A 24983-nucleotide genomic window follows, 5' to 3' on the forward strand; every position below is an offset into this window, starting at 1 on the left:
CAAGACAACAGTGGAGCTAGTAGATGGCAACTATCAACCAGCTGGTACGTCAGCCGCGTAAGCGTATCGTCGAGAAATCCGACGTGCCTGCGCTGCAGAACTGCCCGCAACGTCGTGGCGTATGCACTCGTGTGTATACCACTACGCCGAAAAAACCTAACTCGGCACTGCGTAAAGTATGCCGTGTGCGTCTGACCAACGGTTTCGAGGTTTCCTCGTACATCGGCGGTGAAGGCCACAACCTTCAAGAGCACAGCGTGGTACTGATCCGCGGCGGTCGTGTAAAAGACTTGCCAGGTGTTCGTTACCACACCGTACGCGGTTCCTTGGATACTTCCGGCGTTAAGGGTCGTAACCAGGGTCGTTCGAAGTACGGTACCAAGAAGCCTAAGTAGTAGCGGCTTTTTGCAAACCTGAATCATCTTATTTTCTGAGTCGATAAGAGTAAGGTCGGAGGCGTCCCGAAAGGGCACCGATTCCGAGCGAACCTGAAGACCGTTTGAGGGCTTATCCATGCCAAGAAGACGCGTAGCAGCCAAGCGCGAAGTGCTTGACGATCCAAAATACGGAAGCCAAATTCTGGCCAAGTTCATGAACCACGTAATGGAAAGCGGCAAGAAAGCCGTTGCCGAGCGTATCGTTTATGGCGCGCTGGAAAAGGTTAAAGAACGCAAGAACAGCGACCCCCTGGAAATCTTCGAGAAAGCTCTCGACGCCATCGCTCCGCTGGTCGAAGTGAAGTCGCGCCGTGTAGGCGGTGCTACTTACCAGGTTCCGGTTGAAGTTCGTCCGTCCCGTCGTAACGCTCTGGCAATGCGCTGGTTGGTAGACTTCGCCCGTAAGCGTGGCGAGAAGTCTATGGCTCTGCGTTTGGCCGGCGAACTGTTGGACGCTGCTGAAGGTAAAGGTGCTGCTGTTAAGAAGCGTGAAGACGTGCACCGTATGGCTGAAGCCAACAAAGCTTTCTCGCACTACCGCTTCTAATTTTAGCTTCACTAATTTTGCGAGGGCTTTATGGCTCGTACTACTCCGATTAGCCGCTACCGTAACATCGGTATCGTCGCACACGTGGATGCTGGTAAAACCACCACCACTGAGCGCGTACTGTTTTACACCGGCAAAAGTCACAAAATGGGCGAGGTGCATGACGGCGCCGCGACCACAGACTGGATGGTTCAGGAGCAGGAGCGTGGTATTACCATTACTTCTGCTGCTATTACCGCCTTCTGGAAAGGTTCTGAGAAGCAGTACAAAGACGAGCATCGCTTCAACGTAATCGATACCCCGGGCCACGTGGACTTCACCATTGAAGTTGAGCGTTCCCTGCGTGTGCTCGACGGCGCTGTCGTTGTGTTCTGCGGTACTTCGGGTGTTGAGCCTCAGTCGGAAACTGTATGGCGTCAAGCCAACAAATACGGCGTGCCGCGTCTTGTTTACGTAAACAAGATGGACCGTGCTGGTGCCAACTTCCTGCGCGTGATCGGTCAGATCAAGCAGCGTTTGGGTCACACTCCGGTGCCGATCCAGTTGGCTATCGGTTCCGAAGATAACTTCCAGGGTCAGATTGATCTGATCAACATGGAAGCTGTCTACTGGAACGATGCCGACAAGGGTATGGTTCCTGTTCGTAAGTCTATCCCTGCTGAATTGCAGGAACTGGCTGATGAGTGGCGCAACAACATGGTCGAGGCTGCTGCCGAAGCCAGCGAAGAACTGATGAACAAGTACCTCGAAGGTGAAGAACTCACCAACGTGGAAATCAAGGCCGCTCTTCGTCAGCGTACTATCGCTGGTGAGATCGTCTTGGCTGTTTGTGGTTCTTCCTTCAAGAATAAGGGTGTTCCCCTGGTTCTCGACGCCGTTATCGACTTCTTGCCTGCCCCTACTGACATTCCTGCTATCAAGGGTACTAACCCTGATAACGAGGAAGAAGAGATGGAGCGTCACGCTGACGACAGCGAGCCGTTCTCGGCTCTGGCGTTCAAGATCGCTACCGACCCATTCGTGGGTACTTTGACCTTTGTCCGCGTTTACTCGGGCGTGTTGGCGTCCGGCGACGGCGTGATCAACTCGGTTAAAGGCAAGAAAGAGCGTGTGGGCCGTATGGTGCAGATGCACGCAAACGCCCGTGAAGAGATCAAGGAAGTTCGCGCTGGCGACATCGCGGCCCTGATCGGCATGAAGGATGTCACCACTGGTGAAACTTTGTGCGACGCTGCTAAGCCAATCATCCTGGTTCGCATGGACTTCCCGGAGCCGGTTATCTCGGTTGCGGTAGAGCCTAAGACCAAGGATGACCAGGAAAAAATGGGTATCGCTCTGGGCAAGCTTGCTCAGGAAGATCCATCTTTCCGCGTCAAGACTGATGAAGAGACTGGTCAAACGATCATCTCCGGCATGGGCGAGCTGCACCTGGACATCCTGGTAGACCGGATGCGCCGTGAGTTCAACGTCGAAGCCAACATCGGTAAGCCTCAGGTTTCCTATCGTGAGCGCATCACGAAGAACTGTGAAATCGAAGGCAAATTCGTTCGGCAGTCCGGCGGTCGTGGTCAATTCGGTCACTGCTGGATCCGTTTTGCACCTGCTGACGAAGGTCAGGAAGGTCTGCAATTCGTGAACGAAGTAGTAGGTGGTGTTGTTCCTAAGGAATACATCCCTGCTATCCAGAAGGGTATCGAGGAGCAGATGAAGAACGGTGTTGTTGCCGGCTATCCGCTGATCGGCCTGAAAGCAACCGTTTTTGACGGTTCTTACCACGACGTCGACTCCAACGAGATGGCGTTTAAGGTGGCTGCTTCCATGGCAACCAAGCAACTGGCCCAGAAGGGCGGTGGTGAGTTGCTTGAGCCAATCATGGCGGTAGAAGTTGTTACACCTGAAGACTATATGGGTGATGTCATGGGCGACCTTAACCGTCGTCGCGGCATGATCTTGGGTATGGAAGATACGGTTTCCGGCAAAGTGATTCGCGCCGAGGTTCCGTTGGGTGAGATGTTCGGTTATGCGACCGACGTTCGTTCCATGTCTCAGGGTCGCGCAAGCTACTCTATGGAATTCAAAAAATACAACACAGCTCCGGCGCACATCGCTGAAACTGTATCCAAAAAACAAGGCTGATTCAGTCCTTTAGGCAAGGAGTTAATTGTCGTGGCTAAAGAAAAATTTGATCGTTCCCTACCGCACGTAAACGTTGGCACCATCGGCCACGTTGACCACGGTAAAACCACTCTGACCGCTGCTCTGACTCGCGTCTGCTCCGAAGTTTTCGGTTCGGCCGTAGTTGAATTCGACAAGATCGACAGCGCTCCAGAAGAAAAAGCTCGTGGTATTACCATCAACACCGCGCACGTTGAGTACAACTCGACTATTCGTCACTACGCTCACGTTGACTGCCCAGGTCACGCTGACTATGTGAAGAACATGATCACCGGTGCTGCCCAGATGGACGGCGCGATCCTGGTTTGCTCGGCCGCTGATGGTCCGATGCCACAAACCCGTGAGCACATCCTGCTGTCCCGTCAGGTAGGCGTTCCGTACATCGTGGTTTTCCTGAACAAGGCTGACCTGGTAGACGACGCTGAGCTGCTGGAACTGGTTGAGATGGAAGTGCGCGATCTGCTGAGCACTTACGACTTCCCAGGCGACGACACTCCGATCATCATCGGTTCTGCTCGTATGGCTCTGGAAGGCAAAGACGACAACGAAATGGGCACCACTGCCGTTCGTAAGCTGGTTGAAACTCTGGATACCTACATCCCAGAGCCAGTTCGTCTGACCGACAAGCCGTTCCTGATGCCAATCGAAGACGTATTCTCGATCTCCGGTCGTGGTACCGTTGTGACTGGTCGTATCGAGCGCGGTATCGTTCGCGTTCAGGATCCACTGGAAATCGTTGGTCTGCGTGACACCACCGTCACCACCTGCACCGGTGTTGAGATGTTCCGTAAGCTGCTCGACGAAGGTCGTGCTGGCGAGAACTGCGGTGTTCTGCTGCGTGGTACCAAGCGTGACGACGTTGAGCGTGGTCAGGTTCTGGTTAAGCCGGGTTCGGTTAAGCCGCACACCAAGTTCACTGCAGAAGTTTACGTTCTGAGCAAGGAAGAAGGCGGCCGTCACACTCCGTTCTTCAAAGGCTACCGTCCACAGTTCTACTTCCGTACTACTGACGTGACCGGTAACTGCGAATTGCCAGAAGGCGTTGAAATGGTAATGCCAGGCGATAACATTCAGATGACTGTTACCCTGATCAAAACCATCGCAATGGAAGACGGTCTGCGCTTCGCTATCCGTGAAGGCGGCCGTACCGTTGGTGCTGGCGTTGTAGCTAAAATCATCGAGTAAGCTCTTTTAGAGTTTGCTTTGATGCTTTGAAAAAGCCCCCGCTCAGCGGGGGCTTTTTTATTGGGTTGACACCTATCGGGGCCGTCTATAGAATTGCGCCTCCTTTTAACGGGCGTATTGCGCTCGGTGGGAATAGCAGCCGGAGTCTGAAATCCAATGCAAAATCAGCAAATCCGTATCAGGTTGAAGGCTTTTGACCATCGCCTGATCGACCAATCCACCCAGGAAATCGTGGAAACCGCGAAACGTACTGGTGCTCAAGTGCGTGGTCCAATTCCACTGCCTACCCGTAAAGAGCGGTTCACCGTTCTGGTCTCTCCGCACGTCAACAAAGACGCGCGTGACCAGTACGAGATCCGTACTCATAAGCGCGTACTGGACATCGTCCAGCCAACGGATAAAACCGTTGATGCTCTTATGAAGCTCGATCTGGCGGCCGGTGTGGAAGTACAGATCAGCCTCGGCTAAGACTTGGGTCTTAGTCGTGTAACGCTCTGAAATGGGCGGCCATAGCGGGTGAAAGCCCCGTACACTCATGAGGTTTACAACATGACTATTGGTGTAGTCGGTCGTAAATGCGGTATGACCCGTATTTTCACCGAAGAAGGTGTCTCCATTCCGGTCACGGTCATTGAGATCGAGCCGAATCGCGTCACCCAGTTCAAAACTGAAGAAGCCGATGGCTATCGTGCAGTGCAAGTCACTGTAGGCGAGCGTCGTGCTTCGCGCGTGACTGCTGCTCAAGCAGGTCACTTCGCTAAAGCGAACGTTGCAGCTGGTCGTACTGTTATGGAGTTCCGTCTTGAAGATGGCGACTACCAGGCTGGCGATCTGATCAACGCTGAAATCTTCGCTGCTGGTCAACTGGTTGATGTAACCGGTCAGTCCAAAGGTAAAGGCTTCCAGGGTACGATCAAGCGTTGGAATTTCCGTGGCCAAGACAACACTCACGGTAACTCCGTCTCCCACCGCGTCCCGGGCTCTATTGGCCAGTGCCAGACTCCTGGTCGTGTATTCAAGGGCAAGAAAATGTCCGGTCATATGGGCGCTGAGCGCGTGACCGTGCAGTCCCTCGAAGTAGTGCGCGTCGACGCTGAACGCAATCTGTTGTTGGTCAAGGGTGCTGTTCCTGGCGCTACTGGCGGCAACCTGGTTGTACGTCCAGCGGCCAAGGCTCGCGGTTAAGGGGAAGCTGACATGCAATTAAATGTAAATGACGCTCAAGCGATCGAAGTTTCCGAACTGACATTTGGCGGCGAATTCAACGAGACGCTGGTTCACCAAGCAGTCGTGGCCTACATGGCCGGCGGCCGTCAAGGTAGCAAGCAGCAAAAGACCCGTTCCGACGTTCGTGGTGGCGGTAAGCGCCCTTGGCGTCAGAAAGGTACTGGCCGTGCTCGTGCCGGTACTATCCGTAGCCCAATCTGGCGCGGCGGCGGTACTACTTTTGCAGCTCGTCCGCAGGATCATTCTCAGAAGCTCAACAAGAAGATGTATCGCGCAGCTCTGCGCTCCATCCTTGCTGAACTCGTGCGTACTGATCGCCTGGTCGTGGTTCAGGACTTCGCTGTTGAAAGTCCAAAAACCAAAGATCTGCTGGGCAAACTGAACAACATGAGCCTGACCGACGTATTGATCGTGTCTGAAGCTGTTGATCAGAACCTGTACCTGGCTGCTCGTAACCTGCCACACGTTGATGTACGTGACGTGCAAGGTTCCGATCCAGTTAGTCTGATCGCATACGACAAGGTGTTGATCACCGTGTCGGCCGTGAAGAAATTCGAGGAGCTGCTGGGATGAACCAGGAACGCGTATTTAAAGTTCTGCTTGGCCCGCACGTTTCCGAAAAGGCTACGGTTCTGGCTGACAAGAAAGGCCAGTTCGTTTTCAAGGTTGCAACTGACGCAACCAAGCTGGAAATCAAGAAGGCCGTCGAAAGCCTGTTCAGCGTGAAAGTAGAGCGTGTTACTACCCTGAACGTTCTGGGTAAGAGCAAGCGCACTGCTCGCGGTCTGGGCAAGCGTAATGACTGGAAGAAGGCAGTTATCTCCCTTCAGCCAGGCCAAGATCTCGATTTCAGCAGCAGTGCTGAGTAAGGAAGGGGTGCATCATGGCAATCGTTAAATGCAAACCGACTTCCCCTGGCCGCCGTTTTGTGGTCAAGGTGGTCAACCAGGAGCTGCATAAAGGCGCTCCTCACGCACCGCTGCTCGAGAAGAAATCGAAGTCTGGTGGTCGTAACAACAATGGTCGTATTACCACTCGTCACATCGGTGGTGGCCATAAGCAGCATTATCGTCTGGTCGACTTCCGTCGTAACGACAAAGATGGCATCGCTGCCACTGTCGAGCGTATCGAATACGATCCAAACCGTACTGCTCACATCGCTCTGCTGCTGTACGCAGATGGCGAGCGTCGCTACATCATCGCCCCTAAAGGCGTGAGCGCTGGCGACCAGCTGATCGCAGGTGCTTTGGCACCGATCAAGCCGGGCAACGCTCTGCAGCTGCGTAACATTCCAGTTGGTAGCACCGTACACGGCATCGAATTGAAGCCAGGTAAAGGCGCGCAAATCGCTCGTTCCGCTGGTGCTTCTGCACAGCTGATCGCTCGTGAAGGTGTCTACGTGACCCTGCGTCTGCGTTCTGGTGAGATGCGTAAAGTACTGGCTGAATGCCGTGCGACCCTGGGCGAAGTCTCGAACTCCGAGCACAGCCTGCGTTCGCTGGGTAAAGCTGGTGCCAAACGCTGGCGTGGCGTTCGCCCAACCGTTCGTGGTGTTGCCATGAACCCGGTTGACCACCCACACGGTGGTGGTGAAGGTCGTACCTCTGGTGGTCGTCATCCGGTATCGCCATGGGGCTTCCCGACTAAGGGCGCGAAGACTCGTGGTAATAAGCGTACCGACAAAATGATCGTCCGTCGTCGCAAGTAAATAGAGGGATACGACAGTGCCACGTTCTCTGAAAAAAGGTCCTTTTATTGATCTTCACCTACTGAAGAAGATCGAAGTGGCGGCGGAAAAGAACGATCGCAAACCAGTTAAGACCTGGTCGCGTCGCTCGATGATCCTGCCACAAATGGTCGGTTTGACCATCGCAGTACACAACGGTCGTCAACACGTCCCCGTTCTCGTTAACGAAGACATGGTCGGCCACAAACTGGGCGAGTTTGCCGGTACCCGCACTTATCGTGGGCACGTGGCAGACAAGAAAGCCAAGCGTTAAGGGGTAAGGAAATGGAAGTAGCCGCTAAGTTGTCGGGCGCTCGAATCTCCGCCCAGAAAGCCCGCTTGGTCGCCGACCAGATCCGCGGGAAGAAGGTGGGCGAAGCGCTCAACCTGTTGGCTTTCAGCAGTAAGAAAGCCGCCGAGATCATGAAGAAAGTGCTGGAGTCGGCCGTAGCCAACGCCGAGCATAACGAAGGCGCAGACGTTGATGACCTTAAAGTCAGCACCGTTTTCGTCAACGAAGGGCGTTCGCTGAAGCGCATCATGCCACGTGCCAAAGGCCGTGCTGATCGCATCGTCAAGCGGTCTTGCCATATCACTGTCAAGGTTGCTGACAAGTAACGGAGTCGAAGAGATGGGTCAGAAAGTACATCCCATTGGCATTCGCCTGGGAATCGTCAAGGAGCACACCTCCGTCTGGTACGCAGACGGTCGGACTTATGCGGACTATTTGTTCGCTGATCTGAAGGTGCGTGAGTATCTCCAAGACAAACTAAAAAGCGCGTCCGTAAGCCGTATCGATATCCATCGTCCGGCGCAAACTGCACGTATCACCATTCACACCGCTCGTCCAGGTATCGTTATCGGGAAGAAAGGTGAAGATGTTGAGAAACTGCGTCAGGACCTGACCAAGCAAATGGGTGTGCCTGTGCACATCAATATCGAAGAGATCCGCAAGCCGGAGCTCGACGGTATGCTGGTTGCGCAGAGCGTAGCTCAGCAGCTGGAGCGTCGCGTAATGTTCCGTCGCGCTATGAAACGCGCCGTACAGAACGCCATGCGCATTGGTGCCAAAGGCATCAAAATCCAAGTGAGCGGTCGTCTCGGCGGTGCTGAAATCGCACGTACTGAATGGTATCGCGAAGGTCGTGTGCCATTGCACACCCTGCGTGCCGACATCGACTATGCCAACTACGAAGCTCACACCACTTACGGTGTGATCGGTGTAAAGGTTTGGATCTTCAAAGGCGAAGTAATTGGTGGTCGCCAAGAAGAACTGAAACCACAAGCACCAGCGCCTCGTAAAAAAGCTGCTAAGTAAGGGGTACGCCAAATGTTGCAACCTAAGCGTACGAAGTTCCGCAAGCAGATGACAGGCCACAACCGTGGTCTGGCTCAGCGCGGTAGCAAAGTCAGCTTCGGCGAGTTCGCGCTGAAGTCTGTAGCTCGTGGTCGTCTCACCGCTCGTCAGATCGAGTCAGCACGTCGTGCTCTGACCCGTCACGTAAAACGTGGCGGCAAGATCTGGATCCGTGTATTCCCGGACAAGCCGATCTCCAAGAAGCCTCTCGAAGTGCGGATGGGTAAAGGTAAGGGTAACGTGGAGTACTGGGTAGCCCAGATTCAGCCAGGCAAAGTCCTGTATGAAATCGAGGGTGTTTCTGAAGAGCTGGCGCGTGAGGCTTTCGCCCTGGCTGCTGCAAAGCTGCCACTCGCCACCTCCTTTGTTAAACGGACGGTGATGTGATGAAAGCGAATGAACTTCGTGAAAAATCCGCACAGCAGCTGAACGAGCAACTGCTCGGCTTGCTGCGCGACCAGTTCAATCTGCGCATGCAGAAAGCAACTGGCCAGTTGGGGCAGTCTCATCTGCTCTCGCAAGTTAAGCGTGACATCGCTCGCGTGAAGACTGTGCTCAACCAGCAGGCAGGTAAGTGATCATGGCTGAAGCCGAAAAGACTGTCCGTACGCTGACTGGCCGTGTTGTCAGCGACAAGATGGACAAAACCATCACCGTTCTGATCGAGCGTCGCGTTAAGCACCCGATCTACGGTAAATATGTTAAGCGTTCGACTAAGCTGCACGCGCACGACGAAACCAATCAGTGCCACATCGGCGACAAAGTCACTATTCGTGAAACTCGTCCGCTTGCCAAGACTAAGTCTTGGGCATTGGTTGATGTTCTCGAACGCGCTGTGGAAGTCTAAGGACTAGGGGTCGGAGAAATTATATGATTCAGACTCAATCCATGCTCGATGTGGCCGATAACAGCGGCGCTCGCCGTGTTATGTGCATCAAGGTGCTGGGTGGCTCCCATCGTCGTTACGCTGGTATCGGTGACATCATCAAAGTTACCGTGAAGGAAGCAATTCCTCGCGGTAAGGTGAAAAAAGGCCAAGTGATGACTGCTGTTGTAGTCCGCACTCGTCACGGCGTACGCCGTGCTGATGGCTCCATTATCCGCTTTGATGGCAACGCTGCTGTTCTTCTGAACAACAAGCAAGAGCCGATCGGCACCCGTATCTTTGGGCCAGTGACCCGTGAACTTCGTACTGAGAAGTTCATGAAGATCGTCTCGCTCGCCCCAGAAGTGCTGTAAGGAGATCCGACATGCAAAAGATTCGTCGTGACGACGAGATCATCGTGATCGCCGGCAAAGACAAAGGTAAGCGCGGTAAGGTGCTGAAGGTTCTCGCTGACGACCGTCTGGTTGTAGGTGGTCTGAACCTGGTCAAGCGTCATACCAAGCCTAACCCGATGTCGGGCGTACAGGGCGGTATCGTCGAGAAAGAAGCGCCTCTGCACGCTTCTAACGTCGCCATCTTCAACGGCGAAACCAACAAGGCTGATCGTGTTGGTTTCAAAGTAGAAGACGGTAAGAAAATTCGTGTCTTCAAGTCGACCCAAAAAGCGGTTGATGCTTGAACACTGCTAGGTAGATAAGACCATGGCACGACTACAAGAGATTTACCGGAAGGAAATCGCCCCCAAGCTTAAGGAAGAACTTAAGCTCGGGAACGTGATGGAAGTTCCGCGCGTTACCAAAATCACCCTGAACATGGGTCTGGGCGAAGCGATCGGCGACAAAAAAGTCATCGAGCATGCTGTTGCTGACCTGGAAAAGATCACCGGCCAAAAAGTCGTTGTGACCTACGCTCGGAAATCCATCGCTGGCTTTAAAGTCCGTGAAGGTTGGCCGATCGGCGTCAAGGTAACTCTGCGCCGTGAGCGTATGTACGAATTCCTGGATCGTCTGCTGTCGATCTCCCTGCCTCGGGTTCGCGACTTCCGCGGCCTGAATGCCAAGTCCTTCGATGGTCGTGGCAACTACAGCATGGGCGTGAAAGAGCAGATCATTTTCCCGGAAATCGACTACGACAAGATCGATGCTCTCCGCGGTCTGGACATCACCCTGACCACCACTGCCAAGAACGATGATGAAGGTCGCGCCCTGTTGCGTGCTTTCAAATTCCCGTTCCGCAACTGATTGGAGTAGGACCATGGCCAAGATGAGCATGAAAAACCGCGAGCTGAAGCGTCAGCTCACGGTTGCCAAGTACGCCAAGAAGCGTGCAGCACTGAAAGCAATCATCGTTGATCTGAACGCAAGTCCAGAAGCGCGTTGGGAAGCTACAGTAGCTCTGCAGAAGCAGCCACGTGACGCAAGCGCTTCGCGCATGCGTAACCGCTGCCGCCTGACCGGTCGTCCACACGGCGTTTACCGCAAGTTCGGCCTCGGCCGTAACAAATTGCGTGAAGCGGCAATGCGTGGTGACGTGCCAGGTCTTGTTAAAGCCAGCTGGTAAGTACTTTCAGAGTCCAGGCGGTTGGTATCGCAAGATACTGACCGCCGGTGACCTTGAATCTGGAACAAGCCCCTTTTGGGGCTTGTTTCATTTCCGGAGTGTGTCTAGAATACCCGGCTCGCCTGAGCCCGTGTTTTCTATGCCCGGAGATTCTCGGCGACATATGTAGCCGCAAGGCTAATTTTTTTGTATTAGGAGCGTCTAGCCCATGAGTATGCAGGACCCGTTAGCGGACATGCTAACTCGTATCCGTAATGCCCAGATGGCTGAAAAGTCCGTCGTAAGCATGCCATCTTCCAAGTTGAAGGTAGCTGTTGCCAAAGTCCTGAAAGACGAAGGCTACATTGCGGGTTATCAGATCAGCAGCGAAACCAAGCCACTGCTGTCCATCGAGCTGAAGTACTTCGAAGGCCGTTCGGTCATCGAGGAAGTGAAGCGCGTTAGCCGTCCAGGCCTGCGTCAGTACAAGTCCGCTGAAGATCTGCCGAAAGTTCGTGGCGGTCTGGGCGTGTCTATCGTCTCCACCAACAAAGGTGTGATGACGGATCGTGCTGCGCGCGCTGCCGGTGTCGGCGGCGAAGTTCTTTGCACTGTGTTCTAAGGGGGGATAAGCATGTCTCGCGTCGCTAAGAACCCCGTTAAGCTGCCAGCCGGTGTCGAAGTCAAATTCGCAGGCCAACAGCTTTCGGTGAAGGGTGCCAAGGGTACTCTTGAACTGAACATCCATTCGTCCGTTGAGATCGTTGAAGAAGCTGGTGAGCTGCGTTTCGCTGCTCGCAATGGCGATCAACAGACTCGCGCAATGGCCGGTACCACGCGTGCGTTGGTGAACAACATGGTCCAAGGCGTAAGCCAAGGCTTCGAGCGTAAGCTCCAGCTGGTCGGTGTTGGTTACAAAGCGCAAGCAAAAGGCACGGTTTTGAACCTGGCCCTTGGCTTTTCGCACCCAGTGGATTACGAACTGCCGGAAGGCATCACCGCTGAGACTCCTAGCCAGACCGATATCCTGATCAAGGGCATCGATAAGCAGCTGGTAGGTCAAGTGGCTGCTGAGATCCGCGACTTCCGTCCACCAGAGCCGTACAAAGGCAAAGGTGTGCGCTACGCGGACGAAGTCGTCCGTCGTAAAGAAGCCAAGAAGAAGTAGGGCATAGCAAATGACCGACAAAAAAGTTACTCGACTGCGTCGCGCTCGCAAAGCACGCCTGAAAATGCACGAACTCGAAGTCGTGCGTCTCTGCGTGTTCCGCTCGTCGCAGCACATCTACGCCCAGGTCATCTCGGCCGACGGCAACAAAGTCCTGGCAAGCGCCTCGACTTTGGATAAAGAACTGCGTGATGGTGCCACTGGCAACATCGACGCGGCCACAAAGGTTGGCCAGCTGGTCGCTACGCGTGCTAAGGCCGCTGGCGTCTCGCAAGTGGCTTTCGACCGCTCTGGCTTCAAGTACCACGGCCGCGTTAAAGCGTTGGCTGATGCTGCTCGTGAAGCTGGGCTGGAGTTCTAAGTTATGTCAAATAACGACCAAAAGCGCGACGAAGGCTACATTGAGAAGCTGGTTCAAGTTAACCGCGTAGCCAAAACCGTTAAAGGCGGCCGTATCTTCACTTTCACCGCGTTGACCGTGGTTGGTGATGGTAAAGGGCGTGTTGGCTTCGGCCGTGGCAAGTCGCGTGAAGTGCCTGCTGCGATCCAGAAGGCAATGGAAGCTGCTCGTCGCAACATGATCCAAGTTGATCTGAACGGAACCACCCTGCAGTACGCAATGAAGTCCGCCCATGGCGCTTCGAAGGTGTACATGCAGCCTGCTTCTGAAGGTACCGGTATCATCGCTGGTGGCGCTATGCGTGCTGTCCTCGAAGTTGCTGGTGTTCAGAACGTTCTGGCCAAGTGCTACGGCTCGACTAACCCGGTAAACGTGGTTCACGCCACTTTCAAAGGTTTGAAAGCTATGCAGTCCCCTGAATCCATTGCCGCCAAGCGTGGCAAAAGCGTCCAGGAGATTTTCTGATCATGGCTACCGTTAAAGTAACGCTGATCAAAAGCATGACCGGCCGCATCCCTAACCACAAACTGTGTGTTAAGGGTCTGGGTCTGCGTCGCATCGGTCACACTGTAGAAGTCCAGGATACTCCCGAGAATCGCGGGATGATCAACAAGGCTTACTACATGCTGCGTGTCGAGGGTTAATCGATGAAACTCAATGATCTGAGTCCAGCGCCGGGTTCCCGTCGCGAAAAGCATCGTCCGGGCCGTGGTATCGGTAGCGGTTTGGGTAAGACTGGTGGCCGTGGCCACAAAGGTCAGACCTCCCGCTCCGGTGGTACCATCGCTCCAGGCTTTGAAGGCGGTCAACAGCCGTTGCATCGTCGCCTGCCTAAGTTCGGTTTCGTATCCCTAAAAGCCATGGATCGCGCAGAAGTGCGTCTGTCCGAGCTGGCTAAAGTGGAAGGCGACATCGTTACTCTGCAGACCCTGAAAGATGCCAACGTGATCAACGTCAACGTACAGCGTGTGAAAATCATGCTGTCCGGTGAAGTGACTCGCGCTGTCACTATCGGCAAGGGAATCGGCGCCACCAAAGGTGCGCGTTCGGCTATCGAAGCAGCTGGCGGCAAGTTCGAGGAATAAATGGCTAAGCAAGGTGCTCTCTCTGCGCTCGGCAAAGGCGGTATGTCTGAACTCTGGGCTCGTCTGCGTTTTCTGTTCCTGGCGATTATCGTCTACCGAATAGGCGCACACATCCCGGTTCCAGGTATCAACCCGGACCGACTCGCAGACCTGTTTCGACAGAATGAGGGGACCATTCTTAGCTTGTTCAACATGTTTTCCGGCGGCGCGCTGGAGCGGATGAGCATCTTTGCGCTGGGGATCATGCCGTATATTTCGGCATCGATCATCATGCAACTGATGACCGCCGTCAGCCCGCAGCTGGAGCAGTTGAAGAAGGAAGGTGAAGCTGGCCGTCGCAAGATTAGCCAGTACACCCGCTACGGCACTGTCATCCTCGCTCTGGTTCAAGCTATCGGCATGTCCGTTGGCCTGGCCGGGCAGGGTGTTGCGTTCACTGGTGACTTTGGCTTCCATTTCGTTGCAGTTTCCACTTTTGTGGCTGGTGCAATGTTCATGATGTGGCTGGGTGAGCAGATTACTGAGCGTGGTGTTGGTAACGGTATCTCGATGTTGATTTTCGCAGGTATCGTCGCCGGTCTTCCGAGAGCGATTGGGCAGTCTTTTGAGTCTGCACGTCAGGGTGATATCAATATCTTCGCCTTGGTTGCCATCGGTTTGCTGGCAGTAGCGATTATCGGTTTTGTGGTGTTCATTGAGCGTGGCCAGCGTCGTATTGCTGTTCACTACGCCAAGCGTCAGCAGGGCCGTAAGGTTTTTGCCGCGCAGACTAGCCACTTGCCGCTGAAAGTGAATATGGCCGGTGTTATTCCGGCAATTTTCGCGAGCAGCATTTTGCTGTTTCCGGCTTCGTTGGGTACCTGGTTTGGTCAGTCTGAAAATATGGGCTGGCTGCAGGACCTCTCTCAGTCGATCGCTCCTGGTCAGCCGTTGAATATTCTGCTGTTTAGTGCAGGGATTATTTTCTTCTGCTTCTTCTATACGGCGTTGATGTTCAATCCGAAAGACGTAGCGGAAAACCTGAAGAAGTCCGGTGCCTTTATTCCGGGTATCCGTCCAGGTGAGCAGTCTGCACGCTACATTGATGGCGTTTTGACTCGTTTAACCCTGTTCGGTGCTCTATATATGACGGCCGTGTGCCTGTTGCCCCAGTTCCTGGTGGTTGCGGCAAACGTTCCGTTCTACCTTGGCGGGACCTCGTTGCTGATCGTGGTCGTGGTTGTGATGGACTTCATGTCCCAAGTACAATCGCACCTCGTTTCGCACCAGTACGAATCCCTGATGAAGAAAGCCAACCTGAAGGGTTACGGCAGCGGCATGTTGCGCTGAGTACCCATAAGGTTCGAGGAGTTGGTGATGAAAGTTCGTGCATCGGTGAAAAAGCTGTGCCGTAACTGCAAGATTATTCGCCGCGAAGGTGTTGTTCGAGTAATTTGCAGCGCGGAACCGCGTCACAAACAGCGCCAAGGCTGAGTGTGATCCGCTTGAAGCCCGGCAGCTAGTGCGCTGCCGGGTTGATTATTTGTTATTACAGCGATATTATCTCGCGCCCTATTTCTTGGCTTCCGGGGCGTAGGTAGCTGTCAATTGGAGTCCCACTGAATGGCCCGTATTGCAGGCGTTAACATTCCAGATAACAAGCACACTGTTATCTCGCTGACCTACATCTATGGTGTTGGTCGCACTACTGCGCAGAAAATTTGCGCAGTTGCTGGGGTAAACCCAGCCGCTAAGATCAAGGATCTGAGCGACGAGCAGATTGAACAGCTGCGTGGCGAAGTGGCGAAGTTCACCACTGAAGGTGACCTGCGTCGCGAAATCAACATGAAAATCAAGCGTTTGATGGACCTCGGTTGCTATCGCGGTCTGCGTCATCGTCGTGGTCTTCCAGTACGCGGTCAGCGTACCAAGACTAACGCGCGTACCCGTAAAGGTCCGCGTAAGCCGATCCGCAAGTAATCGCCCCCGCGAATCGACAGGAAAATTATCATGGCAAAACCTGCTGCTCGTCCTCGTAAAAAAGTTAAAAAGACAGTGGTTGATGGCATCGCCCACATCCATGCATCTTTTAACAACACCATCGTGACCATCACCGACCGTCAAGGTAACGCGCTTTCTTGGGCTACCTCCGGTGGTTCGGGTTTCCGCGGTTCCCGCAAGTCCACCCCGTTCGCTGCTCAAGTAGCTGCTGAGCGTGCTGGTCAAGCTGCGCTGGAATACGGCCTGAAAAACCTCGACGTTAACGTCAAGGGTCCAGGTCCAGGTCGTGAGTCTGCTGTCCGTGCTTTGAACGGCTGTGGCTATAAGATCGCCAGCATCACCGACGTGACGCCAATCCCGCACAACGGGTGCCGTCCGCCGAAGAAGCGCCGCGTGTAATCCAGGAGATTGTAAAGAATGGCTCGTTACATTGGTCCAAAATGCAAACTCGCTCGTCGCGAAGGCACCGATCTCTTCCTGAAGAGCGGCGTGCGCGCGATCGAATCGAAGTGCAACATCGAAGCAGCACCTGGTATCCACGGCCAACGCCGCGGTCGCCAGTCCGATTACGGCACCCAACTGCGTGAAAAGCAGAAGGTCCGTCGTATCTACGGCGTTCTCGAGCGTCAGTTCAGCGGCTACTACAAAGAAGCTGCTGGCAAGAAAGGTGCAACCGGTGAAAACCTGCTGCAACTGCTCGAATGCCGTCTGGACAACGTTGTATACCGTATGGGCTTTGGTTCGACTCGTGCCGAATCCCGTCAGCTGGTATCGCACAAGTCGATCAGCGTTAACGGTCAGACCGTAAACGTTCCGTCTTACCAGGTTCGTGCTGGTGACGTGGTCGCAGTTCGCGAGAAAGCTAAAAACCAACTTCGCATTGTCCAAGCTCTCGATCTGTGTGCCCAACGTGGCCGCGTAGAATGGGTAGAAGTAGACACTGAGAAGAAGTCGGGCGTTTTCAAGAACGTTCCAGCTCGCAGTGATCTGTCCGCCGACATCAACGAAAGCCTGATTGTCGAGCTCTACTCCAAGTAAGGGCTAGAAAATAGGTGCATCCATGCAGATTTCGGTAAATGAGTTCCTGACACCCCGCCACATTGATGTGCAGGTTGTCAGTCCAACCCGCGCTAAGATCACTCTCGAGCCTCTCGAGCGTGGTTTTGGCCACACCCTGGGCAACGCGCTGCGCCGCATCCTGTTGTCCTCAATGCCCGGCTGTGCAGTAGTCGAGGCCGAGATTGACGGTGTGCTCCACGAGTACAGCGCCATCGAAGGTGTACAGGAAGACGTAATTGAAATCCTGTTGAACCTTAAAGGTCTGGCTATCAAGCTGCACGGCCGTGACGAAGTTACGCTGACCTTGTCGAAGAAGGGTTCGGGGGTGGTTACCGCTGCCGATATTCAGCTGGATCATGATGTCGAGATCGTTAACCCCGATCACGTAATCGCTAACCTGGCGTCTAACGGCGCCCTGAACATGAAGCTCACCGTAGCTCGTGGTCGTGGTTATGAACCGGCCGACTCGCGTCAGAGCGATGAAGACGAAAGCCGCAGCATTGGTCGCTTGCAGCTTGACTCTTCGTTCAGCCCGGTTCGCCGTATCGCATACGTGGTGGAAAACGCCCGTGTCGAACAGCGTACTAACCTGGACAAGCTGGTTATTGATCTGGAAACCAACGGTACCCTGGATCCTGAAGAGGCTATCCGCCGCGCTGCAACCATTCTGCAACAGCAGTTGGCTGCGTTTGTGGACCTCAAAGGTGACAGCGAACCAGTGGTAATCGAGCAGGAAGACGAGATCGATCCGATCCTGCTTCGCCCGGTTGACGATCTGGAACTGACTGTACGTTCGGCTAACTGCCTTAAGGCGGAAAACATTTACTACATCGGCGACCTGATTCAGCGTACCGAAGTAGAACTGTTGAAGACTCCGAACCTGGGCAAGAAATCCTTGACCGAAATCAAGGACGTTCTGGCCTCCCGCGGTCTGTCCCTCGGCATGCGCCTCGACAACTGGCCGCCTGCAAGTCTTAAGAAGGACGACAAGGCGACTGCCTGATCGTCGTAATCACCGAACGTGAGTTTGGTAAGGAATGAACCATGCGTCATCGTAAAAGTGGTCGTCACCTGAGCCGTACCAGCTCGCACCGCAAGGCCATGTTCCAAAACATGGCGGTGTCGCTGTTCGAGCACGAGCTGATCAAAACTACACTGCCGAAAGCTAAAGAACTGCGTCGCGTTGCTGAGCCGCTGATTACTTTGGCTAAGACAGACAGCCTGGCTAACCGCCGTCTGGCTTTCGACCGTACTCGTTCGAAAGCTATCGTTGGTAAGCTCTTCAACGACCTGGGTAAGCGCTACGCTACCCGTGAGGGTGGCTACCTGCGCATCCTCAAGTGCGGTTTCCGCGCTGGCGACAACGCGCCAATGGCGTACGTCGAGTTGGTTGATCGTGCTACTGCTGGCGAAGCTGTAAGCGCCGAGTAAGACGACAGTCTGTAACGAAAAACCGGGCCTAGTGCCCGGTTTTTTGTGCGCATAAGAAAAGCGCGATGGGTACAAGCTTCCTCAAATTGCAGTTGGCACCATGGGAATAGGAATTGTTGGTAGATATTTTCTATTGATGCTGACGATTTAATGAATTTGTCAGTTTCATGTTGATGATCAATACTTCCTTCAAGCCGATTAGCCGGCAGTGCCACATCTAACCTGAGGAAAATTGAACATGAGCCAGGATAAAATCCTTACCACCGCGAGCGGTGCTCCCGTTGCGGATAACCAGAACTCTCGTTCGGCCGGCCCGCGTGGTCCTCTGCTTCTTGATGATTTTCATCTGATCGAGAAGCTTGCTCACTTCAACCGTGAAAACATTCCTGAGCGCCGCGTACACGCCAAAGGCTCGGGCGCATACGGCACGTTTACCGTGACCCGCGACATCACCCAATACACCAGTGCTAAGCTTTTCGAAGCGGTTGGCAAGCAGACGCCTACCTTTTTGCGATTTTCTACGGTCGGTGGCGAGCGTGGTTCCGCTGACACTGAGCGCGACCCCCGCGGTTTCGCTTTGAAGTTCTATACCGAAGAGGGTAACTGGGACATCGTGGGTAACAACACGCCGGTATTCTTCATTCGCGATCCGTTGAAATTCCCTGACTTTATCCACACTCAAAAGCGCCTGCCGCAAAGCAACCTGAAAAGCGCGCAAATGATGTGGGATTTTTGGTCGCATTCTCCCGAAGCGCTGCATCAGGTCACGATTTTGTTCTCTGACCGGGGTATCCCTGATGGCTACCGTCACATGCATGGCTTCGGCAGTCATACGTACAGCTTGATCAACGCCAAGGGTGAGCGGCATTGGGTCAAATGGCATTACAAGACCAAGCAAGGCATTAAGAACCTCTCGCCTGCAGAAGCCGCACGTTTAGCGGGTACTGATCCTGATTACGCTCAGCGTGACCTGTTCGGGGCAATCGAGCGCGGTGACTTCCCTAAATGGCGGGTGTGCATCCAGATCATGACTGAGGCGCAGGCCAATGCCCATTACGAAAATCCTTTCGACGTGACCAAAACATGGTCGCAAAAGGAATTCCCGCTGATCGAAGTGGGCGAGCTGGAGCTTAACCGTAACCCGCAAAACTACTTCGCTGAAGTAGAGCAGGCTGCGTTCGGCCCAAGCAACATGGTTCCGGGTGTAGGGTTGTCTCCCGACCGTATGCTGCAAGGTCGCGTATTCGCTTACGCAGATGCGCACCGCTACCGTGTCGGTACCAACCACCAGCAGCTGCCAGTGAATGCGCCGCGCAGCCCGGTGAATAGCTACCAGCGTGACGGCTCCATGGCATTTGGTAGTAATGGCGGGGCGGCTCCCAACTACGAACCGAATAGCTATTCCGACGCGCCGAAACAAGCGCCTCAATATGCTGAACCCGCGTTGGCATTGAGCGGTGCGGCGGACCGCTACGATCATCGCGAAGACACCGACTACTACAGCCACGCAGGTGCGCTTTTCCGGCTGATGAGCGATGAGCAGAAAGCTCTGCTCACCAACAACATTGCCGGTGCGATGTCTGGGGTTTCGAGTGATGTCGTTGAGCGTCAGTTGCGACACTTCTACAAAGCAGACCCAGCTTACGGAGAAGCAATCGCAAAGGCGCTGGGTGTATCGCTTAACTGACTCTAAACGAGAAGCAGAACCGCCCTCATTAGGGCGGTTTTTGCGTTATTTCAGCTACTTTTTACGATAAATCTTCACTTTTCTGCCGTTGGTCTCGTGACCTCCAGGTCATCATGGTTCAAACTACAGACTTTAAAGCAGGGAGATGTAGGGCGATGCAAGGTCACCCCGACGTAATCGATTACCTCAACACGTTGCTGACGGGCGAACTGGCAGCTCGTGACCAATATTTCATCCATTCGCGCATGTACGAAGACTGGGGCTTTACCGAGCTCTACGAGCGTATCAACCATGAAATGGAAGAAGAGGCACAGCACGCCGATGCGCTGATGCGCCGCATCTTGATGCTCGAGGGGACGCCACGTATGCGCCCTGATGATCTGGATGTGGGCACGACGGTACCTGACATGCTCGCCGCCGACCTTCGCCTTGAGTACAAAGTTCGTGCTGCGCTCTGCAAGGGCATTGAGTTATGCGAACAGCATAACGACTACGTCACCCGCGAAATTCTGCGTGTGCAGTTGAACGACACTGAAGAAGATCACACCTACTGGTTGGAAAAACAGCTGGGTCTGATCAAGCTGATTGGTCTGGAAAACTACCTGCAATCGCAGTTCTGATTTCCGGTACGAAAAAGCCCCTGTCACCCAATAAGGTGACAGGGGCTTTTTATTGCGCCGGATAAATCAGGCCCGATCGCGTGCCAGCAAAGGTTTCAAGTAGTAACCCGTGTGGGATTGGGGCATCTCGGAGACCTGCTCCGGCGTGCCCACTGCGATGATCTGGCCACCCTTGGAGCCACCTTCCGGCCCGAGGTCCACCAGCCAGTCGGCCGTTTTGATCACATCCAAGTTATGCTCGATCACTACCACGGTATTGCCATGGTCACGGAGTCGGTGCAGCACATCCAGCAGTTGCTGGATATCGGCGAAGTGCAGGCCGGTGGTCGGCTCGTCCAGGATGTACAAAGTCTTGCCGGTATCGCGCTTGGATAGTTCGCGAGACAACTTCACCCGTTGCGCCTCACCGCCGGACAGGGTAGTAGCCGACTGTCCGAGCTTGATATACGACAAGCCTACATCCATCAAAGTCTGCAGCTTGCGCGCCAGTGCCGGAACTGCATCGAAGAACTCCCGCGCTTCCTCGATCGTCATTTCGAGGGTTTCGTGGATGCTCTTGCCCTTGTATTTTATCTCCAGGGTCTCGCGGTTATAGCGCTTGCTCTTGCATACATCGCAGGGCACGTAGATGTCCGGCAGGAAGTGCATTTCTACCTTGATCAAGCCATCGCCCTGGCAGGCTTCGCAGCGGCCACCCTTGACGTTGAACGAGAACCGGCCCGGCCCGTAGCCGCGGGAGCGCGACTCCGGAACCCCAGCGAACAGTTCGCGAATCGGGGTAAACAGCCCGGTGTAAGTCGCAGGGTTAGAGCGCGGCGTGCGACCAATAGGGCTCTGGTCGATATCGACCACTTTATCCAGATGTTCCAGGCCTTTGATGCTGTCGTGTGCCGCCGCTTCCAGAGTGGTCGCGCCGTTCAAGGCGGTGGCACTCAAAGGGAATAGCGTGTTGTTGATCAGCGTCGACTTGCCTGACCCGGAAACACCCGTCACGCAGGTAAGCAGGCCCAGTGGAATCTCCAGGTCTACATTGCGCAAGTTATTGCCACGCGCGCCCTTGAGGTGCAGGGCCATCTTCTTGTTGCGCGGTGTGCGTTTGACCGGGACTTCGATCTTCACTCGACCCGAGAGGTATTTACCGGTCAGCGAATCCGGGTGAGCCATGACTTCGGCCGGCGTGCCCTCGGCGACAATATGTCCGCCATGCACGCCTGCACCCGGCCCGATGTCGACCACATAATCCGCCAAGCGAATCGCATCTTCATCGTGCTCGACCACAATCACCGTGTTACCGATATCGCGCAGGTGTTTCAAGGTGCCCAGCAACCGGTCGTTGTCGCGCTGGTGCAAACCAATCGAAGGTTCATCGAGGATATAAAGGACACCCACGAGGCCTGCGCCGATCTGACTGGCCAGGCGAATCCGTTGGGCTTCACCGCCGGACAGCGTGTCCGCGCTGCGATCAAGCGAAAGGTAGTCCAGGCCGACGTTGACCAGGAACTGCAAACGTTCACGAATCTCTTTGAGAATCTTGTCGGCAATTTCCCCGCGACGCCCGGTGAGCTTGAGCTCACCAAAGTACTCACAGGCATCGCCAATCGGCAGATTGGTCACCGCCGGCAGGGTTTTTTCACCAACCCACACATGACGCGCCTCGCGTCGCAGGCGCGTACCCCGGCAATCCGGGCACGGCTGGGTGCTGAGGAACTTCGCCAATTCTTCGCGCACGCTCGCCGATTCGGTCTCGCGATAGCGGCGCTCCAGATTCGGCACGATGCCTTCGAACGGGTGAGAGCGCTTGACGATATCGCCTCGGTCGTTCAAGTACTTGAAGTCGACATTCTGCGAGCCGCTGCCATTGAGGATGACCTTTTGCTGGTCCGCCGGCAGTTGGTTGAACGGCACTTCCAGGCTGAATTTATAGTGAGAGGCCAGTGAACCGAGCATCTGGAAGTAATAGACGTTACGCCTATCCCAGCCGCGTATCGCGCCTTCGGCAAGGGTCAACTCACCATTGACCAGGCGCTTGATGTCGAAGAATTGCTTGACCCCCAGACCATCGCAGGTCGGGCAGGCGCCGGCCGGGTTGTTGAAAGAGAACAGCTTGGGTTCCAGCTCGCTGATGGCGTGGCCACAAATCGGGCAGGCAAAGCGTGCGGAGAAGATGATTTCTTCGCCCGGTTCGTCATCCATTGGTGCGACCAGGGCAATACCGTCCGCCAGTTTCAGCGCTGTTTCAAACGATTCAGCCAGGCGTTGCTGCAGGTCCGCCCGCACTTTGAAGCGATCGACTACAACATCGATAGAATGCTTCTTCTGCTTGTCGAGCTTCGGTGCTTCATCGAGTTCATAGAGCTTGCCGTTGATGCGAGCTCGCACGAAACCCTGGGCGCGCAGCTCTTCGAATACGGACAGATGTTCGCCCTTGCGCTCGCGGATCACCGGCGCCAGCAGCATCAGCTTGGCCCCTTCGGGCTGCGCCAACACCAGGTCGACCATCTGGCTGACGGTCTGGGCTTCCAGAGGAATGTCGTGGTCCGGGCAGCGGGGGATACCTACCCGCGCATACAGCAGGCGCAGATAGTCATAGATTTCGGTAATGGTGCCCACGGTGGAACGGGGGTTATGGGAAGTCGACTTCTGCTCGATGGAAATGGCTGGCGACAGGCCTTCGATGGTATCGACGTCGGGCTTTTCCATCATCGACAGGAACTGGCGGGCGTAGGCCGACAGCGACTCCACATAACGACGCTGACCTTCGGCATACAGCGTATCGAAGGCCAGAGACGATTTGCCGGACCCGGACAGGCCGGTGATCACGATCAGTTTGTCCCGTGGCAGGGTCAGGTCGATGTTCTTCAGGTTGTGGGTTCTAGCCCCACGAATCAGGATCTTGTCCAAGATGGCCTCGCACGGCGGGCGTAAATAATGCCGGAGTATACGGCTAAAGACTGGATGAATATACACTGTCAAAAGGCCGCTTGCAGCCTTACATGAAAGCTGCGCGGCAAACCGCCGCATATACCCTCTCAATCGATGGGACTGGTAGAATCGCCGCCGGTTCACACGAGGTTTTTCCATGCACGATCCCCACAGCGAACGCATGAGTAGCGGCGAGACCCGCGCGGCAGGCGGTCTGGCCCTGGTGTTCGCCTTCCGTATGCTTGGCATGTTCATGGTATTGCCGGTACTGGCGACCTACGGGATGGATCTCGCAGGCGCGACCCCCGCTTTGATTGGTCTGGCCATTGGTGCCTACGGCCTGACCCAGGCGATTTTTCAGATTCCGTTCGGGATCATTTCCGACCGCATTGGTCGTCGTCCGGTGATTTATCTCGGGCTGGTCGTATTTGCCCTTGGCAGCGTACTCGCAGCGCAATCCGATTCGATATGGGGCGTGATCGCTGGCCGCATCCTACAGGGCGCCGGGGCGATTTCGGCGGCGGTGATGGCGTTGCTATCGGACCTGACCCGCGAACAGCATCGAACCAAGGCCATGGCCATGATCGGCATGACCATCGGCCTGTCGTTTGCCGTGGCCATGGTGGTGGGTCCGCTGCTGACGCGCGCTTTTGGTCTGCATGGTTTGTTTCTGGCCACTGGTGGTATGGCATTGTTCGGTATCGTGATCGTGGCGTTCATGGTGCCGCGCTCCACCGGCACGCTGCAGCATCGCGAGTCGGGCGTTGCGCGCAAGGCGCTGTTGCCGACGCTCAAGCACCCGGACTTACTGCGCCTGGATTTAGGTATCTTCGTATTACACGCCATGCTGATGTGCAGCTTCGTCGCCTTGCCCCTGGCCCTGGTACAAAAAGCCGGTCTGCCCAAGGAGCAGCACTGGTGGGTGTACCTGACCGCGTTGCTGATTTCATTCTTCGCCATGATCCCGTTCATCATCTATGGCGAGAAGCGACGCAAAATGAAACGTGTTTTGCTGGGCGCCGTCGCGACATTGATGCTCACTGAACTATTCTTCTGGCAGTTCGGCGATAGCCTGAGGGCGCTGGTAATCGGCACGGTGGTGTTCTTCACCGCGTTCAACCTGTTGGAGGCTTCGCTGCCTTCGCTGATCAGTAAAGTTTCACCGGCCGGCGGCAAGGGCACGGCGATGGGGGTGTATTCCACCAGCCAGTTCCTGGGCTCCGCATTGGGCGGCATCATGGGTGGCTGGATGTTCCAGCATGGCGGTTTGTCGGTTGTGTTCCTTGGGTGCGCAGGTCTGGCTGCCCTCTGGCTGGCCTTTGCTGTTACCATGCGCGAACCTCCGTATGTGACGAGCCTGCGCCTGCCGTTATCGCCTGAAGCGATGCGCGAGGCTGGCTTGGTCGAGCGCCTCAAGGCCGTCGTTGGAGTAACGGACGCAGTAGTGGTTGCGGAAGAAGCCGCGATCTACATCAAATTGGACACCGAATTATTGGATCGCGCGACGCTCGAGCAACTGGTCAACCCAGTGCCGACAGCGCGCCCAGCTTAG

At 55.0% G+C, this 24983-nt stretch carries 36 protein-coding genes; 35 read left to right on the forward strand and 1 reads right to left on the reverse strand.

All coding sequences use genetic code 11. The annotated features are described in order from the left end of the window. The first annotated feature begins 23 nt into the window (after nucleotides 1–23). From rpsL to bfr, 34 genes are all read left to right on the forward strand, one after another. Nucleotides 24–395, forward strand: coding sequence for a 30S ribosomal protein S12 (gene rpsL, locus ACFZPT_RS24215; RefSeq protein ID WP_002555494.1), 372 nt, complete (start codon nucleotides 24–26; stop codon nucleotides 393–395). Between the two features lie 118 nt (nucleotides 396–513). After that, nucleotides 514–984, forward strand: a complete 471-nt coding sequence (gene rpsG / locus ACFZPT_RS24220; protein WP_002555493.1) for a 30S ribosomal protein S7 — start codon at nucleotides 514–516, stop codon at nucleotides 982–984. Between the two features lie 30 nt (nucleotides 985–1014). Next, complete coding sequence (gene fusA / locus ACFZPT_RS24225) at nucleotides 1015–3120, forward strand: elongation factor G (protein WP_379555913.1); 2106 nt, start codon at nucleotides 1015–1017, stop codon at nucleotides 3118–3120. 30 nt (nucleotides 3121–3150) lie between these two features. Then, nucleotides 3151–4344, forward strand: a complete 1194-nt coding sequence (tuf, locus tag ACFZPT_RS24230; RefSeq protein WP_008374172.1) for an elongation factor Tu — start codon at nucleotides 3151–3153, stop codon at nucleotides 4342–4344. A gap of 156 nt (nucleotides 4345–4500) precedes the next feature. Further along, nucleotides 4501–4812 (forward strand): 30S ribosomal protein S10, encoded by a 312-nt coding sequence (gene rpsJ / locus ACFZPT_RS24235; RefSeq protein ID WP_003186070.1) that lies wholly within the window; start codon nucleotides 4501–4503, stop codon nucleotides 4810–4812. Nucleotides 4813–4893: 81 nt separating this feature from the next. Next, nucleotides 4894–5529: a 50S ribosomal protein L3 gene (gene rplC / locus ACFZPT_RS24240; protein WP_379555912.1), complete on the forward strand. Its 636-nt coding sequence runs from the start codon at nucleotides 4894–4896 to the stop codon at nucleotides 5527–5529. Between the two features lie 12 nt (nucleotides 5530–5541). Further along, nucleotides 5542–6144 (forward strand): 50S ribosomal protein L4, encoded by a 603-nt coding sequence (gene rplD / locus ACFZPT_RS24245; protein ID WP_003176424.1) that lies wholly within the window; start codon nucleotides 5542–5544, stop codon nucleotides 6142–6144. Beyond that, a complete protein-coding gene (gene rplW, locus ACFZPT_RS24250) occupies nucleotides 6141–6440 on the forward strand; it encodes a 50S ribosomal protein L23 (protein WP_002555488.1) in 300 nt (99 codons plus the stop codon). Before rplD ends, rplW begins: the two co-directional genes overlap by 4 nt. Nucleotides 6441–6454: 14 nt before the next feature. Then, the gene (rplB, locus tag ACFZPT_RS24255) at nucleotides 6455–7279 is read left to right on the forward strand and encodes a 50S ribosomal protein L2 (protein ID WP_003186055.1); all 825 of its coding nucleotides are present in this window, start codon (nucleotides 6455–6457) and stop codon (nucleotides 7277–7279) included. A 16-nt stretch (nucleotides 7280–7295) separates the two neighbouring features. Beyond that, entirely contained in the window at nucleotides 7296–7571 is a 276-nt protein-coding gene (gene rpsS / locus ACFZPT_RS24260; RefSeq protein ID WP_002555486.1) for a 30S ribosomal protein S19, read from the forward strand. Nucleotides 7572–7582: 11 nt separating this feature from the next. Continuing rightward, nucleotides 7583–7915, forward strand: a complete 333-nt coding sequence (gene rplV / locus ACFZPT_RS24265; RefSeq protein WP_003103908.1) for a 50S ribosomal protein L22 — start codon at nucleotides 7583–7585, stop codon at nucleotides 7913–7915. A 13-nt stretch (nucleotides 7916–7928) separates the two neighbouring features. After that, the gene (rpsC, locus tag ACFZPT_RS24270; RefSeq protein ID WP_003176422.1) at nucleotides 7929–8615 is read left to right on the forward strand and encodes a 30S ribosomal protein S3; all 687 of its coding nucleotides are present in this window, start codon (nucleotides 7929–7931) and stop codon (nucleotides 8613–8615) included. A gap of 12 nt (nucleotides 8616–8627) precedes the next feature. Further along, complete coding sequence (gene rplP, locus ACFZPT_RS24275) at nucleotides 8628–9041, forward strand: 50S ribosomal protein L16 (RefSeq protein ID WP_003176421.1); 414 nt, start codon at nucleotides 8628–8630, stop codon at nucleotides 9039–9041. After that, nucleotides 9041–9232 carry a 50S ribosomal protein L29 gene (gene rpmC / locus ACFZPT_RS24280; protein WP_002555481.1) on the forward strand — a complete coding sequence of 64 codons (192 nt, stop codon included), beginning with the start codon at nucleotides 9041–9043 and terminating at the stop codon, nucleotides 9230–9232. The genes rplP and rpmC overlap by 1 nt, the downstream gene beginning before the upstream one ends. A 2-nt stretch (nucleotides 9233–9234) precedes the next feature. Next, on the forward strand, nucleotides 9235–9501 hold the full coding sequence (rpsQ, locus tag ACFZPT_RS24285; protein ID WP_003176419.1) for a 30S ribosomal protein S17: 267 nt from the start codon (nucleotides 9235–9237) through the stop codon (nucleotides 9499–9501). Between the two features lie 23 nt (nucleotides 9502–9524). Continuing rightward, nucleotides 9525–9893 carry a 50S ribosomal protein L14 gene (gene rplN / locus ACFZPT_RS24290; protein ID WP_002555479.1) on the forward strand — a complete coding sequence of 123 codons (369 nt, stop codon included), beginning with the start codon at nucleotides 9525–9527 and terminating at the stop codon, nucleotides 9891–9893. Between the two features lie 11 nt (nucleotides 9894–9904). Beyond that, entirely contained in the window at nucleotides 9905–10219 is a 315-nt protein-coding gene (gene rplX, locus ACFZPT_RS24295) for a 50S ribosomal protein L24 (RefSeq protein WP_007896770.1), read from the forward strand. 22 nt (nucleotides 10220–10241) lie between these two features. Continuing rightward, entirely contained in the window at nucleotides 10242–10781 is a 540-nt protein-coding gene (gene rplE, locus ACFZPT_RS24300; protein WP_003194642.1) for a 50S ribosomal protein L5, read from the forward strand. A 13-nt stretch (nucleotides 10782–10794) separates the two neighbouring features. Next, nucleotides 10795–11100: a 30S ribosomal protein S14 gene (gene rpsN, locus ACFZPT_RS24305; protein WP_003176414.1), complete on the forward strand. Its 306-nt coding sequence runs from the start codon at nucleotides 10795–10797 to the stop codon at nucleotides 11098–11100. Between the two features lie 208 nt (nucleotides 11101–11308). Further along, nucleotides 11309–11701, forward strand: coding sequence for a 30S ribosomal protein S8 (rpsH, locus tag ACFZPT_RS24310; RefSeq protein ID WP_010566853.1), 393 nt, complete (start codon nucleotides 11309–11311; stop codon nucleotides 11699–11701). 12 nt (nucleotides 11702–11713) lie between these two features. After that, nucleotides 11714–12247 (forward strand): 50S ribosomal protein L6, encoded by a 534-nt coding sequence (gene rplF / locus ACFZPT_RS24315; RefSeq protein ID WP_003176412.1) that lies wholly within the window; start codon nucleotides 11714–11716, stop codon nucleotides 12245–12247. 10 nt (nucleotides 12248–12257) lie between these two features. Continuing rightward, nucleotides 12258–12608 (forward strand): 50S ribosomal protein L18, encoded by a 351-nt coding sequence (gene rplR, locus ACFZPT_RS24320; protein ID WP_003186037.1) that lies wholly within the window; start codon nucleotides 12258–12260, stop codon nucleotides 12606–12608. 3 nt (nucleotides 12609–12611) lie between these two features. Continuing rightward, nucleotides 12612–13112 (forward strand): 30S ribosomal protein S5, encoded by a 501-nt coding sequence (rpsE, locus tag ACFZPT_RS24325; RefSeq protein WP_010566852.1) that lies wholly within the window; start codon nucleotides 12612–12614, stop codon nucleotides 13110–13112. Nucleotides 13113–13114: 2 nt separating this feature from the next. Further along, nucleotides 13115–13291 carry a 50S ribosomal protein L30 gene (gene rpmD / locus ACFZPT_RS24330; RefSeq protein ID WP_003176408.1) on the forward strand — a complete coding sequence of 59 codons (177 nt, stop codon included), beginning with the start codon at nucleotides 13115–13117 and terminating at the stop codon, nucleotides 13289–13291. A gap of 3 nt (nucleotides 13292–13294) precedes the next feature. Beyond that, a complete protein-coding gene (gene rplO / locus ACFZPT_RS24335) occupies nucleotides 13295–13732 on the forward strand; it encodes a 50S ribosomal protein L15 (protein ID WP_016969471.1) in 438 nt (145 codons plus the stop codon). Next, the gene (secY, locus tag ACFZPT_RS24340) at nucleotides 13733–15061 is read left to right on the forward strand and encodes a preprotein translocase subunit SecY (RefSeq protein WP_003176406.1); all 1329 of its coding nucleotides are present in this window, start codon (nucleotides 13733–13735) and stop codon (nucleotides 15059–15061) included. It begins immediately after the preceding gene. 27 nt (nucleotides 15062–15088) lie between these two features. Next, complete coding sequence (rpmJ, locus tag ACFZPT_RS24345; protein ID WP_002555468.1) at nucleotides 15089–15205, forward strand: 50S ribosomal protein L36; 117 nt, start codon at nucleotides 15089–15091, stop codon at nucleotides 15203–15205. Between the two features lie 129 nt (nucleotides 15206–15334). Then, nucleotides 15335–15691 carry a 30S ribosomal protein S13 gene (gene rpsM / locus ACFZPT_RS24350; RefSeq protein ID WP_003194635.1) on the forward strand — a complete coding sequence of 119 codons (357 nt, stop codon included), beginning with the start codon at nucleotides 15335–15337 and terminating at the stop codon, nucleotides 15689–15691. Between the two features lie 30 nt (nucleotides 15692–15721). Further along, nucleotides 15722–16111, forward strand: a complete 390-nt coding sequence (rpsK, locus tag ACFZPT_RS24355) for a 30S ribosomal protein S11 (RefSeq protein ID WP_002555466.1) — start codon at nucleotides 15722–15724, stop codon at nucleotides 16109–16111. An 18-nt stretch (nucleotides 16112–16129) separates the two neighbouring features. Continuing rightward, entirely contained in the window at nucleotides 16130–16750 is a 621-nt protein-coding gene (gene rpsD, locus ACFZPT_RS24360) for a 30S ribosomal protein S4 (RefSeq protein WP_003176404.1), read from the forward strand. Nucleotides 16751–16772: 22 nt separating this feature from the next. Next, a complete protein-coding gene (locus ACFZPT_RS24365; protein WP_003176403.1) occupies nucleotides 16773–17774 on the forward strand; it encodes a DNA-directed RNA polymerase subunit alpha in 1002 nt (333 codons plus the stop codon). Nucleotides 17775–17815: 41 nt separating this feature from the next. Continuing rightward, the gene (rplQ, locus tag ACFZPT_RS24370) at nucleotides 17816–18202 is read left to right on the forward strand and encodes a 50S ribosomal protein L17 (protein WP_003176402.1); all 387 of its coding nucleotides are present in this window, start codon (nucleotides 17816–17818) and stop codon (nucleotides 18200–18202) included. 238 nt (nucleotides 18203–18440) lie between these two features. Continuing rightward, nucleotides 18441–19889, forward strand: a complete 1449-nt coding sequence (locus tag ACFZPT_RS24375; protein WP_034115259.1) for a catalase — start codon at nucleotides 18441–18443, stop codon at nucleotides 19887–19889. A gap of 155 nt (nucleotides 19890–20044) precedes the next feature. Next, nucleotides 20045–20509, forward strand: coding sequence for a bacterioferritin (gene bfr, locus ACFZPT_RS24380; RefSeq protein WP_003176400.1), 465 nt, complete (start codon nucleotides 20045–20047; stop codon nucleotides 20507–20509). Nucleotides 20510–20575: 66 nt separating this feature from the next. Here the strand turns inward: bfr and uvrA are convergent, their stop codons facing one another. Beyond that, nucleotides 20576–23410 carry an excinuclease ABC subunit UvrA gene (gene uvrA, locus ACFZPT_RS24385; protein WP_034115258.1) on the reverse strand — a complete coding sequence of 945 codons (2835 nt, stop codon included), beginning with the start codon at nucleotides 23408–23410 and terminating at the stop codon, nucleotides 20576–20578. 178 nt (nucleotides 23411–23588) lie between these two features. On the opposite strand from uvrA, the gene ACFZPT_RS24390 reads away from it, so the two are divergent. Further along, nucleotides 23589–24983 (forward strand): MFS transporter, encoded by a 1395-nt coding sequence (locus ACFZPT_RS24390; protein ID WP_034115257.1) that lies wholly within the window; start codon nucleotides 23589–23591, stop codon nucleotides 24981–24983.

This window comes from Pseudomonas sp. MD330_10 (genome assembly GCF_042610415.1).
Lineage (GTDB): Bacteria > Pseudomonadota > Gammaproteobacteria > Pseudomonadales > Pseudomonadaceae > Aquipseudomonas > Aquipseudomonas rhodesiae.